At 64.0% G+C, this 17,984-nt stretch carries 15 protein-coding genes; 12 read left to right on the top strand and 3 right to left on the bottom strand.

The window, feature by feature from the left end; genetic code table 11:
* The first annotated feature begins 508 nt into the window (after positions 1-508).
* The 11 genes from ABW137_RS05290 (at position 509) to ABW137_RS05240 (ending at position 12,654) form a co-directional block, all read left to right on the top strand.
* Positions 509-1,567, top strand: a complete 1,059-nt coding sequence (locus ABW137_RS05290; RefSeq protein ID WP_526397609.1) for a zinc-dependent alcohol dehydrogenase — start codon at positions 509-511, stop codon at positions 1,565-1,567.
* Positions 1,564-2,205, top strand: a complete 642-nt coding sequence (locus ABW137_RS05285; protein ID WP_526397607.1) for a bifunctional 4-hydroxy-2-oxoglutarate aldolase/2-dehydro-3-deoxy-phosphogluconate aldolase — start codon at positions 1,564-1,566, stop codon at positions 2,203-2,205. Before ABW137_RS05290 ends, ABW137_RS05285 begins: the two co-directional genes overlap by 4 nt.
* Positions 2,205-3,158 (top strand): sugar kinase, encoded by a 954-nt coding sequence (locus tag ABW137_RS05280; RefSeq protein ID WP_526397605.1) that lies wholly within the window; start codon positions 2,205-2,207, stop codon positions 3,156-3,158. Before ABW137_RS05285 ends, ABW137_RS05280 begins: the two co-directional genes overlap by 1 nt.
* A gap of 52 nt (positions 3,159-3,210) precedes the next feature.
* Positions 3,211-4,080: an SMP-30/gluconolactonase/LRE family protein gene (locus ABW137_RS05275; RefSeq protein ID WP_526397603.1), complete on the top strand. Its 870-nt coding sequence runs from the start codon at positions 3,211-3,213 to the stop codon at positions 4,078-4,080.
* Positions 4,019-5,167, top strand: a complete 1,149-nt coding sequence (locus tag ABW137_RS05270; RefSeq protein ID WP_526397601.1) for an aldose epimerase family protein — start codon at positions 4,019-4,021, stop codon at positions 5,165-5,167. The genes ABW137_RS05275 and ABW137_RS05270 overlap by 62 nt, the downstream gene beginning before the upstream one ends.
* A 505-nt stretch (positions 5,168-5,672) precedes the next feature.
* Positions 5,673-7,193: a sugar ABC transporter ATP-binding protein gene (locus tag ABW137_RS05265; protein ID WP_526397599.1), complete on the top strand. Its 1,521-nt coding sequence runs from the start codon at positions 5,673-5,675 to the stop codon at positions 7,191-7,193.
* The gene (locus ABW137_RS05260; RefSeq protein ID WP_526397597.1) at positions 7,190-8,167 is read left to right on the top strand and encodes an ABC transporter permease; all 978 of its coding nucleotides are present in this window, start codon (positions 7,190-7,192) and stop codon (positions 8,165-8,167) included. Before ABW137_RS05265 ends, ABW137_RS05260 begins: the two co-directional genes overlap by 4 nt.
* Positions 8,164-9,189 (top strand): ABC transporter permease, encoded by a 1,026-nt coding sequence (locus ABW137_RS05255; protein WP_526397595.1) that lies wholly within the window; start codon positions 8,164-8,166, stop codon positions 9,187-9,189. Before ABW137_RS05260 ends, ABW137_RS05255 begins: the two co-directional genes overlap by 4 nt.
* The gene (locus ABW137_RS05250; RefSeq protein WP_526397593.1) at positions 9,173-10,177 is read left to right on the top strand and encodes a sugar ABC transporter substrate-binding protein; all 1,005 of its coding nucleotides are present in this window, start codon (positions 9,173-9,175) and stop codon (positions 10,175-10,177) included. The genes ABW137_RS05255 and ABW137_RS05250 overlap by 17 nt, the downstream gene beginning before the upstream one ends.
* A gap of 37 nt (positions 10,178-10,214) precedes the next feature.
* A complete protein-coding gene (locus ABW137_RS05245; protein WP_526397591.1) occupies positions 10,215-11,690 on the top strand; it encodes an amidase in 1,476 nt (491 codons plus the stop codon).
* 109 nt (positions 11,691-11,799) lie between these two features.
* Entirely contained in the window at positions 11,800-12,654 is an 855-nt protein-coding gene (locus ABW137_RS05240; protein WP_526397589.1) for a fumarylacetoacetate hydrolase family protein, read from the top strand.
* 49 nt (positions 12,655-12,703) lie between these two features.
* On the opposite strand, the gene ABW137_RS05235 is transcribed toward ABW137_RS05240, so the two are convergent.
* Positions 12,704-14,215, bottom strand: a complete 1,512-nt coding sequence (locus tag ABW137_RS05235) for an amino acid permease (protein ID WP_526397587.1) — start codon at positions 14,213-14,215, stop codon at positions 12,704-12,706.
* A 326-nt stretch (positions 14,216-14,541) separates the two neighbouring features.
* Here ABW137_RS05235 and ABW137_RS05230 point away from each other — a divergent pair, with 326 nt between their 5' ends.
* On the top strand, positions 14,542-15,561 hold the full coding sequence (locus ABW137_RS05230; protein WP_526397585.1) for a LacI family DNA-binding transcriptional regulator: 1,020 nt from the start codon (positions 14,542-14,544) through the stop codon (positions 15,559-15,561).
* Positions 15,562-15,571: 10 nt separating this feature from the next.
* Here the strand turns inward: ABW137_RS05230 and ABW137_RS05225 are convergent, their stop codons facing one another.
* Positions 15,572-16,360, bottom strand: a complete 789-nt coding sequence (locus tag ABW137_RS05225) for an SDR family NAD(P)-dependent oxidoreductase (RefSeq protein ID WP_526397583.1) — start codon at positions 16,358-16,360, stop codon at positions 15,572-15,574.
* Entirely contained in the window at positions 16,357-17,979 is a 1,623-nt protein-coding gene (locus ABW137_RS05220; protein ID WP_526397613.1) for a GMC family oxidoreductase, read from the bottom strand. Before ABW137_RS05220 ends, ABW137_RS05225 begins: the two co-directional genes overlap by 4 nt.
* Between the last annotated feature and the right edge of the window lie 5 nt (positions 17,980-17,984).

Genomic DNA, 17,984 nt, shown 5'->3' with positions numbered 1-17,984 from the left:
ATCGGGCCGACCGCCGGATCGTGACCGTCAGTTCGCGACCGCCGAGACTGGGCGACGCGCCAACCAGTGTCATGACCATCAGCATGCCGATCAAGAATGCCAGTGTCACGGGGGATAACCCCCCACTTTGTCGTGCAGCGGTTGCGAAGCTTCCCCGCCGTGTCTAGCGCACGGATGCCAACCCGCGTACGTCGTCGAACAGCCCCGACTACGGCCCGAATGCGATCCGCCGATGCACCATCACGTTGTCGGGCATCTCGGCGCGGTGCGGCGCGTTCTCGGGATGTCCGTCGCCGTCGTACAGCTCGTCGATGCTCACGATCGATCTGGACGACCCGGTGAAGCTCTTAAAACTCTGCGGCCCGCACCGACGACTGTTCCTTGGGCCGCACCGGGCGCTGATCCCCAATTTCAGCGCCTCCAGCGTTCACCACAGCCACCCACATTGCCGTCATTCGCCCGAGGTCAACGGTTGTGGCGTGCTGGGTGTCTTGCTAAAGTGTTCGGTATGCCAGAATCGCGTTCGGCTGAACAGAACATCGAGGTGGACGGAGCGGTGCTTCTCGTTCGGAGCCCAGCCGATGTCGCGGTGGAGAAGCGCACGTACACGGTGTCGCCCGCTGCGGGGCAGGTGGTGATCCGGCCGCACTTCGTCGGGATCTGCGGTACGGACCTCGAGATCGTTCGTGGCGACCTGGATCCGGCGTACGTGCGTTATCCCTTGGTGCTGGGACATGAATGGTCTGGCACGGTACTGGCGCTGGGCGACGGTGTGACCGGGCTGGAACTGGGCGACCCCGTGGTGGTCGAAGGCATCCTGCCGTGTATGACGTGTACCCAGTGCAGGAAGGGTGCCACCAACCTGTGTCTCAACTACGACGAACTGGGGTTCACCGCCGATGGTGCGGCAGGACCTGCGGTGGTGGTCCCCGAGTACTCGACGCACAAACTCCGTGACGCTGGCCTGCTCGAGCTGGGTGCGCTGGTCGAACCTGCGGCCGTGGTGCTGCGTGGGCTCCTGGAGATCGGACTGGACCCAGGTCGCCGGGTCCTGGTCATCGGCGACGGGACGGTAGCGTTGCTCGCCGCGAACCTGGTACGGATGTGGTCGCCGGCGACTGTCGTAATGGCCGGATTGCGCAGCGAACAGCGTGATTTGGCGATCAACATGGGCGTTGACGAGTTCTCCGTCGAGCCGCCCGCCGAGCGCGCCTTCGATGTGGTGATCGAGGCAGCCGGTAGCACGGCGGCTGTCGAAACGGCGCTGCGGTCGGCCGTCCGCGGCGGTTACATCCTGCTGCTGGGAATCAGTGGTCACGGCAAGGCGGCTCAACTCTTCGTCGATGACGTGGTGAACAATGACCTCACGATTCGGGGCAGCTTCAGCTACACCGCTGCTGCCTGGGCAGGTACCGTCCGTCTACTCAACGCCGGATCATTCCGTCCGCAGTCGCTGATCACTCATCGCTTCGGGATCGGCTCAGCTGCTGCAGCATTGGATCTGCTGGCGGTCAGCGACGGCCAGCCACGGGGCAAGATCCTGATCGACATGTTGGACCTAGGATGAGCGTGCTGCCCACGCTGGACCTTGATTTCATCCGTGCTCAACGGTGCATCGCGATCGTTCGAGGCACTTCGACGGCGCACTTCGACGAGACCGCCCGGACCTTGGTGTCCTCAGGCGTCCGCATGTTGGAGTTCCCGTTGACCACGCCAGGGGTGTTGGATGCCCTGCAATCAGTGGCCGAAGAACATACCGGATCGGCTTACGTCGGTGCAGGTTCCGTTACGACGATGGCTGGCGCTCGCGCCGCACACGCGGCAGGTGCACAGTTCCTTGTTACGCCCAATTTCGACAGCGCCGTCGTGAAATACGCACGAAGCGTTAACATTCCAGTCTTTGCCGGGGCTCTGACGCCCACCGAGATCCACGCCGCCTGGGCTGCGGGTGCCACGGCGGTCAAGGTGTTCCCGGCTTCACTAGGTGGGCCTGGATACATCCGCGAGCTACGCAATGGGCCGTATCCGGAGATTCCGTTGATACCGACGGGCGGCGTGGCCATCGCCGACGTCCCCGCATTTCTGGCCGCAGGTGCTCTGGCGCTGGGGATGGGCTCGGCGTTGCTGGGCTCCGCGACCGACGGTGGAGCGCAATCTGCACTTCGCGTCCGCGTTGCGGACTTCCATTCGAAAGCCCGCTGCTGATGGTTGCCATGTTGACATTGGGGGAAGCGTTGGGTGTCGCGGCGACGACTCCTGGCGAGCCGCTCGGGACTGGGTCCGCAATGCGGTTCTCCACCGCCGGAGCGGAAGCGACGGTGGCCATCGGAATGTCGAGGCTGGGACACACGGCTGTGTGGGTCGGCGTAGTCGGCGACGACGAAGTGGGGCGCTGCGTGATCAGGGATCTCCGCCGTGAGGGGGTAAACGCCGATCTGGTGCGCGTAACCGGTGATGCAACAACCGGCTTCATGCTCCGAGACCATCGAACGCCGGACCACGTTGGCGTCTCGTACTACCGAACGGGGTCAGCGGGCGCGCAACTGTGTGGGCACGACGTCGACGCCGCCTTCCACCGGACCGGCGATATCGGGCTGGTGCACCTCACCGGTATCACCCCGATGCTGAGCGGGGCTGCCCGCGGCGCGGTTCACCGCGCGCTGGAGCTTGCCAGGGAACGCGCAGCGACTGTTTCGCTGGATGTGAACTACCGCAGGGCACTCGGCGATACGTCGGCCGCCCGCGCCGAACTCGAGGCGATGCTGCCGTATGTCGATATCCTGTTCATCGGTGAGGACGAACTCTTCCTGCTGACCCATGAGACCGAACCGGAGAATGCTGCAAGATTTATGGTGACGCTGGGACCGCGCGAGGTGGTGGTCAAGCTGGGTGAACGCGGCGCCTACGCACTCGACGCCGACGGAGCTACCGCACGCGAAGACGGGTTACCGGTCACTGTCATAGATGTGATCGGTGCGGGCGACAGCTTTGCGGCCGGCTACCTCGCGGCGTGGTCCGAGAACCGTCCTCTGACAGAACGTCTGAGGTGGGCGAATGCCTGCGCCGCGTGCACAGTCGGTACCCGCGGCGACTGGGAAGGTCTGCCGTCGCGGGCCGAACTGCCCATGCGCGCACAGGTGGGGGCGATCATCCGTTGAGGCGATGCGGTTCGGCAGACAGTCGAGGCAGCGACACGCGTGGAGGCCGGAGATGAAAACGTATGACGCGGTATGTGCGACATCGCAGACATACGAACTGGCAGAAGGCCCGGTGTGGGATCGGGCTGGCGCCCGACTGCTGTGGGTGGACATCCCTGCCGGCAACGTCCATGAGGGACTGCTGGAAGGTGAGAGCATCACCCCGACCGAGACACATCACGTCGACCTGACGGTGGGAGCGGTGGCTTCGGCGCCAGGGGGTTTGCTGGTCGCCGGCCACCACGACGTGTGGCTGGTTGACGAGTCCGGGATTTGCCAAGTCGCGCAGCTGATTCCGGAGGGCAAGCGCCGTCGTCTCAACGATGGCAAGTGCGATCCGGCGGGCAGGTTTCTCGTCGGTTCACTCTCGCTCGGCGAAGAGACCGGTGAGTCGCTGTACGTAGTCGACGCACGCCGAAATGTCGAAGTGCTCGACGACGACCTGCAGATGTCCAACGGACTCGCGTGGTCGCCGGATGGAGGGACGCTCTACTCGGTGGATACCACTCCCGGCATCGTGTGGTCGCGGAGCTACGATTCAGCGTCCGGGGTATCCGGGTCCCGCCACGAAGCGTTCCGGGTCACCGGAGGATTGCCGGACGGCATCTGCATCGATGCCGACGGAAACCTGTGGGTTGCGGTGTGGGGTGCCGGTGAGGTGCGGCTGTATACACCCGACGGGCGGCAGATCGCGGTCGTCGGGGTGCCCGCGCCCCACACGAGCTGTGTGACTTTTGCGGGACCGGGTCTCGACCAGCTCGTCATCACCACCGCACGCGTCGATCTCGTCGCCGAACAACTCGAGTCCTTCCCCGACTCGGGTGGCCTGTTCATCGCCCGTGTCGAGACCCCAGGGCTACCTGCAGCCAGTTGGCAGCCATGACGAGGCGAACTGGCTCGCAGAACCATTCAACTACCGAGGAGTCATTGTGATAGCGACAGAAACCGTCAACGGGATCGAAGTTCAGGTGGTCACGCTGACCGACGGCGTCTACCGTGCCGTCCTGACCGATGTCGGTGCCCGGCTCATCGAACTGCACGTTCCCGATGCCAACGGAGTGCTCGCCGACGTCGTGTTGCAACGGCCCACATTGGGCGAGATGGCCACCGACGAGAACTACTTCGGCTCCACTGCCGGGCGGTACGCCAACCGGATCCGCTCAGGACGGCTGGAGATCGACGGTAACCCCGTCCAGCTCTCCGTCAATGAAGGCGACAATCATCTGCACGGAGGCCTGAGCGGGTTCGATCGCAAGGTGTGGAGCATCGAAAGCGCGCGGACGGCAAATGAAGTCACCTTCTGGCGAATCTCGCCCGACGGTGAAGAAGGCTATCCAGGTGCGCTGACGACGAGCGTGACCTACCGCCTGCAGGACGGGGCACTGACGGTCGACATCCGTGCCACCACAGACGCCGTGACTGTGGCCAACATCGTCCACCACTCGTACTTCAACCTGGGCGGCCATGATGCGGGCACCGTGCTGGATCACGTGCTGGAGATCAGAGGCTCCCACTATCTGCCGGTGGACGACGACCTGTTGCCGACTGGCGAGATTCGCCCAGTCGATGGCACCCCCTTCGACTTCCGCACGCCGAAGGCGATCGGCAGGGACATCGCTGAGGTCGAAAATGCGGGTGCGGGTCGGCCGACGGGCGATATCGTTGGCTACGACCACAATTGGGTTCTCGACGGTAGCGGCATGCGCGAGGTGCTCGTGGCTACCGACCCCGCGAGCGGTCGCCGGTTGACCTTGTCCACCAATCAACCCGGGCTCCAGCTCTACGTCGGCGGTTACCTCGAAGGGGTGACCGGCAAGCCCCCGGTGAACACCTATCCCGCCTTCGGCGGGTTCACCCTCGAGACACAGCTGTTTCCGGACAGCGTCAACCACTCCGACTTCCCGGACGCCGAGCTCCGTCCGGGCGCGTTGTATCACAACGCTATTCGATTCGATTTCTCAGCCAGCTGATCGTGCCCGTGGCATCGATGCTGGTGCGGACGGACAGCACGCGCGGCCCGTGATCCACGCATTCGAGCGTGAACTGCTGGCTTGCGTCGTCGCGTGGGCGCCGTACGGAGGGCCACCGCGAGAGGACATTCTGCCGCGATTCGGAATCCTCGAAGGCGATCTGTGGGCACATGTCCGCGAGATTGCGCTCAGAGGTCTGAGCGGTCACTGGCCCCGTGCATGCGTCGACCGTTGAATAGCGTTCTCTACCAATCGAACACGGTGATATCGCCCAGGTGTTGCATCACTATGTGATGACTGTTACGTTATAGTCAGCCCGAACAACGTTCGCGAGGGCCGAATATCATCGAGCGGGTGCTCCGTTGACGCACAGCGCGGCCTGGCTCGATCGCTGAATGAGTTTCGTCCGTTGTGTCGGCAATTCGTAGCAGAAGTCCCGTGCTCCGGGCATCGGCGGCGGCAGTGCTTTAACGTTAAATGACCGTTCGAGACACGGGAGAACACAGTGGCCGAGGCCAAGTCTCTGACATCGAGGGAACCCACTGCGGCGGCCGACCCGGTTGCGCTGGGAGTGCGCGAACTCTCGAAGAGCTTTGGCGGCGTGGCGGTGTTGAAATCGGTCTCGCTGGAGCTCAGAAGCGGCGAGGTGCATGCGCTTCTCGGTGAGAATGGTGCTGGCAAAAGTACTTTGGTGAAGGTGATGGCGGGCGTCGTAACCGCCGACTCCGGCAAGGTCTACGGCACTGCGCATGCGGATGGCGATGTGTTCATGGTCTTCCAAGAGCTCTCAGTGGTGCCGCAGATGTCGGTGCTCGACAATCTGGTCCTGGCCAGTCGCGGTCGGCGCGGACCCGTCGTGCCGTTCCGTCGGCTGCGACGCCGAGCGCAGGAGTGCCTGGCCCGGGCGGGGCTGGGGGATGTCGACCTCAGTCGGCCCGTGGAGGGCCTTGCGCTGGCTCAACGCCAGTTACTGGAGATCGCGCGCGGTTTGATGGCCGACGCTCGGGTCTTGATCCTCGACGAGCCAACCGCCACCCTGTCCGATGTCGAGATCGCCAAGGTGCACGACGTCGCCCGTAGCCTCTGTGCGGCAGGAACTTCCGTTGTGTACATCACCCACCGGCTGGGTGAGGTCTTCGAAGTGGCTGACCGGGTGACGGTGATGCGCGGCGGCCGGGTGGTCGCCAGCGGCGAGGTCGGCGAATTCGACATGCCGACGTTGATCACCGAGATGCTAGGGGCGGAGCACGAACAGGTCCATCGGCCGCGCACGGGCGCCGGTGCTGTCGAGAGCGGCCGGCTCCTGCAGGTACGTGAGCTGTCGATGGCAGGCAAGTTCGCGATGTTCTCTGCGGCTTTCACCGCTGGCGAGATCACCGCGGTGTTCGGTCAGATCGGCTCCGGTGCAGACGATGTGGCGCGTGTGCTTGCCGGCATGAACCGGCGGACAGGTGGTGCCATCGAACTCGACGGACAGCCCCTGCGCCTCGGCAACCGGAGCGTTGCTCAACGGGAGGGCGTGTCCTATATCTCGCCAGACCGCGTGAATGAGGGTGTGTTCCTGGATGCCACCGTTGCGGTGAACGTGAGTTCTGGTGCGCTGCGGCACGTCACGAGACATCGAATGATCAGCCGGGCTCGCGAACGAGAGTTCGCCAGGACCATGGCTGCCCGGGTGGCGCTGGATCCGGCCAGGGTGGACGAACCGGTTCATGCATTCAGCGGTGGCAACCAGCAGAAGGTGGCGATCGCGCGCGCCCTGGCCGCAGATCCGACCGTGCTGATTCTCGACGAGCCCACCCGTGGTGTGGACATCGGCGCGCGCTCAGAGATATACCGCCGGATCCGAGTACTCACAGAGAGAGGGGTCATCGTGGTGGCCTACTCCAGCGACATCGTGGAGATCCGGGAGCTCGCGGACCGGGTGATCACGATGTACCGCGGCGCACAGGTGGGGTCGCACGTCGTATCCGACGTCGACGATGCGCACCTGATGGCCGAGATCCTGCACGGCGGGACCTCATGACCGCGACCGCTGTCACCACGGCAGAGCCGCAACTCGCCTGGCGTTCGATGATCCGCGACGGGGCCGTCGTGGTCGGGTTGATCACCGCAGCGGTCTTCATCGTTGCCGCACTTCTCGTGCCGAATTTCGCCACCGCGGCCAACGTACGTGCGCTCTTGTTGTCCGTCGCACTCACCGGTATCGCCGCCGTCGGTCTGAGCCTGATCACGATCATCGGCCGAATCTTCGCCCTGTCCATCGCGTCGATGATCGCATTGTCCACCATTGTGTTCGCCCATGCGCTGACGTGGGGTCCGTGGGTGGCTCTCTTGCTGACCATGGCAGTGGGCGCACTCCTGGGCTCCTCGCAGGGCTACGTCGTCGGATTTCTGAAGGCGGACCCGATCATCACCACCATCGCCTTCTCCGCGATCGTGCTCGGAGTCGGTCAGCAATGGACGCAGGGCCGGACGATCGTCGGCCAGGGTGGCACCGGTCTACTCAACGCCAATGTGTTCAACGTGCCGTTCCAGGTGCTCGTCTTCGTGGCAGTCACGGTGCTGGTGTGGACGTGGCACCGGCGCGGCGTCACCGGTCGGCGTATCACGCTCATCGGTCTGAACGAGCGAGCAGCGGTGATCTCAGGGGTCAACCCCGCGCCCTACGTGCTGACCAGTTTCGTGGTGTTCGGGGCTCTTGTCGGACTTGCCGGGGCCCTGCTGGCTGCGCAGTCGGGTCAAGGAAATGTGCTGTTGGGAGGCACTTTTGGATTCGACGTGATCATCGCTGTCGTGGTCGGTGGCGTAGCGGTGACGGGAGGCCGCGGTAGCCCGCTCGGCGCTGCGATCGGAGGCCTGTTCGTCGGTCTGCTCGGCAACGTACTGGCCCTCGTCGGACTCGCATACGAAACCCAGTTGATGGTCAAGGGGGCGTTGGTGCTCGTAGCTGTGGTGCTCATCGGAATCTCAGACCGGCTGGGTTCGGGGCGAAAATGACCGAGACATTTCTCTACTGGCACCTCCGAACCCTGTTGGCATGGTCGCTGGCACTGATCGCGATGGTGTTCTTCGCCGCCACCACGAAGGGATTTCTGTCCCTGGGCAATCTGTTCGCCCTGGGACAGGCGTTCGCCGTCCTGGCCTTGGTCGCGTCCGGGCTCACGGTGGTGATGCTGATGGGCCAGTTCGACCTCTCGATCACCGCGGTGTTCCCGTTGACGGGACTAGTGGCCGTCAAGGTCAGCGACTGGCAGGGTCCGGTGACCGGAATTCTCGTCGCGATGGGGGTCGGGTTGGCCATCGGGGCAGTCAACGGACTGCTGACCGCGGTCTTCCGGATTCCCTCGCTGGCGGTGACGATCGGAACAATGGTGTTGGCCATCGGTGTCGGTCATTTCATCACCGGTGGTGAACTGGTCCAGGCCGAGAACTACCAGTTCGGGCTGACGCTCACGAACCCGGTCGCGGGGATCTTATCGGTGCAGAGCCTCATCGAACTGGCCGTTGTGGCGGCGATTCTGGTGATGCTTGGCGCGACGTGGCTGGGCCGCTACGTGTATGCGATCGGTGAAAATGCCGAGCGGGCAAGCGCATCAGCGATACCGGTGAGACCGGTAATGGTGGCCGGCTTCCTGATCTGCGGGTTGTGCGCGGCGCTGGGCGGAGCGCTGCAGGGTACGGCGCTGGCCACCGGCCAAGCCGGCACCAACGACGCCTTTCTCCTGCAGGCGGCCACCGCCGCGGTACTGGGCGGCATCGCATTGACAGGTGGTCGGGGGAGTCTGGTCGGCACAATCGGGGCCGCGCTTCTGCTCGCGATGATCAGCAACGGATTGAGTCTGGCAGGTGCTGACTCGGCCGCCGTGCAATTGGTCAACGGCGTCATTCTGCTGGCGGTGGTACTGATGCACGCCCCACTCACGAAGGTTGTCAGTTTGCGACCGCAGCAGTGGTTCTCCCGTAACAGCAAGGAACAAAACACAACCCGGATCGAGGACAGTCATGTCGGTATTTCGTAGGTTCAGTGCGCTGGCTACCGTGGGAGTGCTTGCGGTTGGTCTGGTGGGGTGCGCCTCTTCGGATTCAGAAGATTCGGCCGCCGCCGGCGACCTCGCCGGCAAGAAGATCGCATATCTGGACGTCACTCAATCGTGCGCCTATTGCGCGACGCAGGCCGAATCCTTCATGGGTGAAATGCAGGGCCAAGGCGTGGAAGTCACGCAGTCGGTCACCAATTTTGATGCCGCGGAGCAAGCGCAACAGATCAACCAGGCCATCAGTACCCGACCGGATCTGATCGTCATCTTTCCGACGGACACCACTTCGATCATCCCTGGACTTGCCCGCATCAAACAGGCCGGAATTCCAGTGGTGGTGACCAGCTACCCGCCTGCGACAGAGGACGACAGTCTGTGGACCGCCTGGGTGGGACCCGATGACCGCAAGCTCGGAGCCCAGTCAGCCGAGCTGCTGATCGACGGGTTGAACACTGCGGGTGTCGGCGTGAACGGATCGGTGATCATGGTGACTGGGACGCCAGGCGCGTCGTCGACGATCGCCCGTAGCGAGGGATTCACCGACACACTGGCACAGAAGGCGCCCAGCCTTCGGCTCGTCGGTCAACAGCCGGGCAACTGGGACCAGACGCAATCCACGACTGCCGCCTCCCGACTGTTCTCGCAGTTCGGCAGTGACAACATCGTCGGGCTCTATGCCAACGCCGACAACATGCTGGCTGGCGCGCTGGTCGCGGCAGAACGCGCCGGATACCGGCCGGGGGAGAACCTGATTGCCACCGGTTCGGACTGCACCGCCGAGGGATACACGAACATCAAGTCCGGCAAGCAGTTCGGGACCAACCTGCAGGACCCCATTGCAGACGGCAAGGCGATCGCCGGACTGGCCACCGCCGTGCTCCAGGGGAATGACGTGCCCAAGACGACGTTCATCGACACCCCGGCAATCCGCCAGGACAACGTGGAGCTATGCGCACCGGCGCTCGGGTGACGGTTCCGTTCTGGCGCGTGAGAGAGAAGAGACGACTGTGACCGATGACCTGTGCTTCACCTCCGCCACCGAACTCCGCCGCATGCTGCAGAGCCGGCAGGTGTCGGCGACCGAGCTGATGGCAGCGACCATTTCGCGAATCGAACGCCGGAACCCGCTCATCAACGCCTTCACTCTGGTGCGGTTCGACGAGGCGTTGGCCGAGGCAAGAGTGGCGGACGATCGGCTGGCAGCAGGCCGCTTGGTCGGCCCTCTGCACGGCCTGCCGATCTGCTTGAAGGACCTCTACGAGGACAAAGCGGGCGTCCGGACATCCATGGGCGCAGCCTCTTTCGCCCATTATGTGCCAGCGGTCAGCTCGACTTACGTGCAGCGGCTCGAAGATGCCGGCGCGATCGTGGTCGGAAAGACCAACGTCCCGGAGTTCGGCGCCGACCCTGCGGCGGCAGTGGCCGACAACTCCACCTTCGGGGCCACCATCTCTCCGTTGGCGCCCGGTCGCAGCTCGGGCGGGTCGTCTGGGGGAAGTGCGGCAGCTGTGGTGGACGGCATGGTTGCGCTGGCCCAAGGCTCCGACGGCGGTGGCTCCCTACGTATTCCCGCGTCGCTGTGTGGCGCCTACACCATCAAACCGACGTTTGGCCGAGTCGCCAATGCGGTACGGCCCGACGGGTTCTCACCGGGGACCCCCAAGTCGTGCTACGGGCCGATCACCAGGACCGTCGACGATGCCGCACTGATGCTGGCCTCGATGCAGGGCTTCCACGCCCGCGATCCCCACGCTGCCGGTAATGACGGGTTCGATCCCGTGGCTGCGGCCCGACGCGGCGACGTCCGTGGGTTGCGCATTGCGTACAGTCCAGATTTCGGGGGTTTCCCGGTGGACCAGCGCGTCTCCGCGATCGTGGACGACGCAGTGCTGGCATTCCGTGACGGCGGTGCGGTGGTCGAGAAGATAGATCTGCAGCTGCCCGTTGATCAGTATGCGCTGAGCGACATCTGGCTGGCGCAGGTTGCCGTGGTCAACGCGTCACTCGTGGAGATGCTGGCAGAACAAGGCACTGATGTGCTGGCTCACCGTGAGCAGTTGGGTGACGAATTCCTGTCCTGGGTGGAGCGCGGCAGATCGATGTCGGCACTGGAGTACGTGCGCGGTGACCGGGTCCGCACGGCTCTTCTGGACACGCTGGAGGACACCTTCGACACGTTCGATGTCATTGTCACGCCCACCCTGGCGACACCGCCGTTCCCGGTCGGTTCGGCCCATCGGGAAACGCAGGCGCCCAATGAGATCGCCGGTGTCAAGGTGGCGCCCGCGATCGGATGGTGCCTGACCTACCCGTTGAACTTCACCGGACATCCGGCAGCGTCGGTTCCTGCGGGAATGACCGACGATGGTCCGGTGGGAATGCAGATCATCGGACGTCGGTTCGACGACGAGACGGTGCTGGCGGCCAGCAAGGCCTTCGAACGAGCGCGCCCGTGGTACTCCTGGTACGACGGCCTGCGCTGAGGCGATTCTCCGTTTAATGGAATAGCCGTGTAATATTTGGAATGTCACTGCGGGAACGATGGTTTCGCGTTGACCGATCCAATGTCACAGCGGAAATCTGGAGCCGTACATGAAGCTCATGCGAATCGGTGTCGCGGGCAAGGAAAAGCCGGTGGTGCGTATCGACGACCAGCACTACGTCGACGTCTCAGATGTGTTCGGGGACTTCGATGAACAGTTCTTCGACGACGGGGGAGTGGACCGGCTTCGCAGCGTCGTTGCCAGCCGGCTGGACCGGCTCGTGCGGTTCGACGACGAACGTGTCGGCTCCCCAATCGCCCGTCCGCACCAAATTCTCTGCATCGGACTCAATTTCAGTGACCATGCCGCAGAAACCGGACAAGCGGTCCCGGACGAGCCGATCCTGTTCACGAAGTCTCCGAACACGCTGATCGGACCGTACGACGAGGTTCGTATGCCCAGGGGCGCCACTCAGATGGACTGGGAAGTGGAGCTGGGCATTGTGATCGGGCGTCGAACCAGCTACCTGGACCAGATCGCGGATGCCCGCGAGGCGATCGCCGGCTACGTGCTCGTCAACGACGTCAGTGAACGCGACTTTCAGATGCACCGCGGGGGTCAGTGGTCCAAGGGCAAGTCGGCCGAGACGTTCAACCCCGCCGGGCCGTGGCTTGCCACTGTCGACGAGATCGTCGATGTCGGCGGCCTCGCCATGTGGTTGGACGTCAACGGTGTCCGCCGCCAGAACGGATCGACGTCGACCATGATCTTCGACCCGTACGTGATCGTGCACCATCTCAGCCAGTTCATGGTTCTCGAGCCCGGCGATCTCATCAACACAGGGACGCCGCCGGGGGTGGGCATGGGATTCAATCCTCCGGTGTGGCTGCAGCCAGGCGACGTCATGGAGCTCGGCATCGACTGCCTCGGTACACAACGCCAGACCGTCATTCCACCGCGATGAGTCGACGCAGTCGGAGCTGCCGCACAACAGTCTCGTAGTTCCACAAATCTCAGAAACCGACGTTCTCCACTTCGACACCGTCGGCGACCGAGCCGATCCGGTGGTAGCTGGCGGGATCACGGTGGCGCAGCCAGATCGCTCGCAGCGCTCCGGCGAGGGCGGCGAAGGCGATGACCGAGGCCATCAGGAGATCGATCGCCGGGCCCGGACTTCCGATGAGGAGGCCGAAGTTGTTCAGTGCCACGGCCGTGATCGATGCCAGACCGATGATGGCGAGTATCGGCGCGACAATGGTGTGCCAGACCCGCTTGTCCACATTGCTTCTCCGGAAGAATGCGAAAACAGCGATGCCAGCGCAGAGTTGAAGAAGAATCACCGCGATAGAGCCGAGTCCGCTGGCCCAGACGAACATCTCGGTGTAGGGATCGGCCCCGACGAGGGCGAATGCGGCGACGATCACCAGGGCGGTGGCGGCCTGAACCAAGCAGGCGATGTAGGGGGAGCGGTGTTTCTGGCTGGTGCGCCCCAGCGTCGGCCAGATCAGCCCCTGGCGACCGAGTGCGTACAGGTAGCGGGCCAAGGTGTTGTGGAAGGCCAGGACGGCCGCGAAGATACTGGTGACAACGAGGAGGCCCATGAGGCTGGTGGCCGTACTGCCCAGCTGGGCCTCGACGGCGTTGGCGGCAAAGCTCTCCGGGTCTTCTTGCGCGCGCCCGACGACGACATCGAGGCCGTAGGCGTTGATCATCAGCCATGCCGACGCGCCGTAGAACAGACCCATGATGCTGACAGCCAGGTACGTCGCCCGCGGTACCGTCCGTTTGGGATCGATGGCTTCTTCACCGTAGATCGTTGTTGCTTCGAAGCCGATGAAGGTGTTGTAGGCGAAGATGAGGGCGATGCCCACTGATCCGCTCAGGACAGCGGCCGGCGCAAAGGGTTCCCAGGACAGACCGGTGAATCCGTCGCCGGACGCGCCGCCGGTGACCAGTACGGCGACATCGAGCACGAGGATCAGTGAGGTCTCCAGCACCAGAATGACGCCAAGGACCCGGCCGCCCAGCTTGACCTCCCGCATGCCCAACAGCACGACGGCGGCGACACCGAGCGCCGAGTAGATCCACCACGGAATCGAGACGTCGAAGTAGCTCTGCACCAGTCGGTCGACGAAGGCGCCGAGGGCACCGAACATGCCCGCCTGAATTGCGGTGTACGCGAAGATGGCCATGGTGGCGGCGCCGAGGCCGGCCACACGGCCCAATCCCTGCGCGACGAAAGTGTAGAAACCCCCTGCATTGACGATGTGGCGGCTCATCGCGGTGTAGCCGACTGCGAACAGCAACAACACCGCGGCGGCCACGACGAAGGCCCCGGCCGCGCCGACGCCGTTTCCTGCGCCGATGATAACCGGGAGGGCGAGGACCACACCGGATAGTGGCGCGGCGGCCGACACCACGAAGAAGACGATGTGGCCTACGCCGATACTGTTCGAGCGCAGGCGATCTGCTTGCGGCGGCTCCGCAGAACCAACGGACTGTGGAGCGTCACTTCTCTGCGACATGAGGGCAGCTTCCTTGGTGAATGCGGGCGTACGTGCCGGCGTCCTCGACTGGCGCGAGCCTGGTAGTGGTGTGGACGGCGGCGCCGTTACGTGGTGGCGGGGAGACTGCAGCTATAACGTTCAAGTGAATTAGAAACCGATTGGGCGGTGATGTCAACAGGAAGATGGAAACGAGCTGAACAGCCTGTTATTGGATGCGGTGCCACACTTCCGACTCCTGGCTACGGGCGGCTCTGTTACGTTAAAGACACGTGAACAAGCGCTCGCAATCGGGGTTGTCTGCCGGGGGCGGGCTTGATCGTTCCCAGCGAAAGAAGGAGGGGAGGTTGCGCCCGACTCTGAAGGATGTCGCAGCGCTGGCCGGGGTGTCTGTGCAGACGGTCTCGAATGTCATCAACTCCCGGGTCGCCGAGATGCGCCCGGAGACGCGAGCTCGCGTCGAAGACGCCATGCGGACGCTCAACTACTATCCCAATTCCCAAGCTCGGGGCCTGCGGTCGCAGAAGACGAACACCCTGGCCTTCCTGCTCCTGGACCCCGATCCGCGTTATCTCGCCGATCCGATGACCGATCTCATCATCGCCGGAGTAGGTGCAGTAGTTCGCGAGCGCGGGTACATGCTGCTGGTTCATGCAGCGCAGCCTGATTCACTCGATCAGGGCCTGTTCATGCCGATTCATCAGAACAGGGTGGACGGCGCTCTGCTGCTGCTCTCAGGGAAGAAGGCCCTGCGGCAGCGCTACGTCGATGAGATGAAGAAGGCGACGCCGAACTTCGTTGTCTTCGAGGACGTGGAGGACACAGACGTCCTCTGCGTGACCGCCGACAACCACGACGGGTCCTACGCCATGACGACGCGTCTCATCGAGACGGGTCACTCCAGGATCGCCTTCATCGGGACAGCCGTCTCGTGGCCCATGATCGATGAGCGCTACGACGGTTACCGGGCAGCGCTGCAGGATGCGCGCATCGCATTCGACCCCGCGCTCACCCGTTTCGAGGGCAACTGGGATGCGGCGAGCGGCGGCCGTTCGACCGCGCAGCTCTGCGATGAGGCGGACCCACCCACAGCGATGATCGCGGGCAACGATCTCCTCGCCATCGGTGCGATCAAGGTGCTGAAGGAGCGCGGGATCTCGGTGCCGGACGATTTTGCGGTCGCAGGATTCGACGACTTCGCCTTTGCCGAGCACACCGACCCACCACTGACCACCGTGCGAGTGCCGGGATTCGATCTCGGGCACCTTGCCGCAACCCTGCTGATCGATCGCATCGAAGGCGCGACACCGGAGTCGGGGAGGCTGTTGCGACTCCCGGTGGAGCTCATGATCCGAGGATCAGCGTGACGCCGGCGCGTCAACCCAGAGAAGTCGTGCCGCCGTCGAGCGCGAGGGCAGTACCCGTGGCGTAGGTCGCGGAGGCCAGGAACAGAATGGCCTCGGCGACCTCCTCGGGTGTCGCAAAGCGTTTCAGCGGAACGCGTTCCACGGAGGCGGTGCGGATGGCCGTCGGATCAGAGAATGACTGAAACTCCGCCTCCAACATCGGAGTGTCGATCGGACCGGGACACACTGCGTTGACTCTGATGCCGCGCGGTGCGAGCTCGGCCGCCAGCGCCCGGGTCAGTCCGAGAACACCGGCTTTGGCGGCGCAGTAGTCGACGAACCCGGCCATGCCGATGGTGGACAGTTCCGATCCGACGTTGACGATGACCCCGGACGTCATCCGTGCTGCTGCCGCTTTGGCGACATAGAACGTTCCGGACAGATTGACAGCGATGGTGCGGCCCCAGGTGTCGGCATCGAGGTCGGAAAGGGCGTGCGGGTAGGCGATCCCTGCGGAATTGACCACCAGGTTCACCTCGGCAAGCGCGTCAAACGATCGATCGATGGCGGCGGCGACTTGATCGGGGTCAGACACGTCCGTCGGGACGGCAAAGGCGTTGGGCCCCAGCTCCTGCTGGAGCTGGTGAAGTACGTCCGACCGGCGCGCCAGTAGTGCCACGCTGCCTCCGCGTCGAATGACCGAACGCGTGAGCGCCAACCCGACCCCGGACGTGGCTCCGGTGATGATTGCGCGGTGTGGTGGCATGGTGCCCTCCTGTTGGCGACGGGTGTTGTCCGGCATGGATTCTCGACCGGTCACAGAAGGCACCGTTGATCTCGAGCTGTGTCCGCGAGATGTTCGGATGCGCGCAGTGCCAGCGCGGTGATCGTGGATGTGGGATTCACCGCACCGCTGGTCACCATCACGCTGCCGTCGACGACGAGAAGGTTCGGGATGTCATGAGCGCGGCAGAATTCGTCCACCACTGACGTCTTGGGATCAGTTCCCATCCGTGCGGTACCCAGTAGATGACCGGAGGCAATGTTCGGCTCGTCGACCACATGCCAGGCTCCCGCCGCACGGTGCACTTCGCGCATCCTGTCCATTGCGAATGCAAGGCTCTGCCGAGAGTTCTCGCTGATGCGGTAGGTCAGCTTCGGTGCCGGCAAGCCGCTGGTGTCGGTCAACGTTTCGTCCAGTGTCACCGAGTTGGTCTCTTCGGGCAGATCTTCGATGCAGGCAGACCAGCTGAGAACGTGGCCGGCGTGGTTGGCAAGGTCGTGAGCTGCAGCACCCCAGCGCAGCTCGAAGGGTCGATCGTTGAAAAGATCAAGTGCGCGAAGCACTCCCGGTACGGGCATCAGGCTCCACTTCGACCCCCGGACGAAGCCGCGGGACCGGTCGGTTTCGTAGAACTGTAGTGAGTAGAGCAGTTGGCCGGCCGGGCCGTTCCAGCTCTGGACGTCGTCGGAGTAGACCCCGATGGTGGCACAGTTGGGATGAAGCATCAGGTTTTTGCCCACCAGTCCGGACGAGTTGGCCAGGCCGTCGGGATAGCGGTCATTGGATAGTAGAAGCAGCCTTGGCGTGCCGACGCCGTTCGCGGCCACGACGACGGCATTCGCCTTCACACGATGCTCGCGTCCCTCGACATCGAGCCAGATCGCGCCGTCGGCGAGGCCCGTCCGTTCAACAGTGATCTGGGCTACCCGCGCGTGTGTGATCAACTCGACGCCCAAAGCTGTTGCGTGAGGCCAGTAGCCAATGTCAAAGGATGCCTTGGCTCCGGCGGGGCAGCCATGTTCGCAGACACCCCAACGCACGCAGGAGCCCATTGCCTTGAAGGCGGCTGATGGGATTGCGTGCGTGCCGGGCCACCAATGCCAGCCAAGGTGATTCATCGCCGCGGCCATTTTCATCCCGGCGGCGCCGAGTGGGTGGGGAGGCATGGGAAAGTCCTGATCGGGGTAGGCAGGATCGCCGCCGAGCCCCGCCACGCCGATGAACTCGTCGACGCGGTCGTAGAACGGATGCAGGTCTTCGTACTGGATGGGCCAGTCGGTACCAACGCCATCGAGTGAACGCACGCGAAAGTCAGAGGGCAGCAGACGATGCCAGTGGGCGCCATAGAGAACGCTGGTGCCACCGACGCCGGCGAACATCGGAGCGCTGACGTCGGCGTCCGCGAGATCGAGGGGATAATCCTGCCACCGTCGTCGCGTGTTGGGCTCCCAGTTCCAGGCGGTGCGGGTCAGCAATTCGAATTCTGGCTGTCCACCGGGTATTTCGGAGGGAGCTACCCAATCGCCCTGCTCCAGGCACATGACGGACAGACCCCGATCCGCCAGCGTGTGTGCCGCGACCGCCCCCGCCGGTCCCGCTCCCACGATCAGAACGTCAACCTCTGTGCTGTACCGCGCTGCGGGTCCAGGTGTCATGTTCG

The sequence above is a fragment of the Mycobacterium sp. genome (genome assembly GCF_040509115.1).
GTDB lineage: Bacteria > Actinomycetota > Actinomycetes > Mycobacteriales > Mycobacteriaceae > Mycobacterium.
The sequence above is the reverse complement of the archived record's forward strand: the minus strand, read 5'-3'. Positions and strand labels throughout refer to the sequence as shown.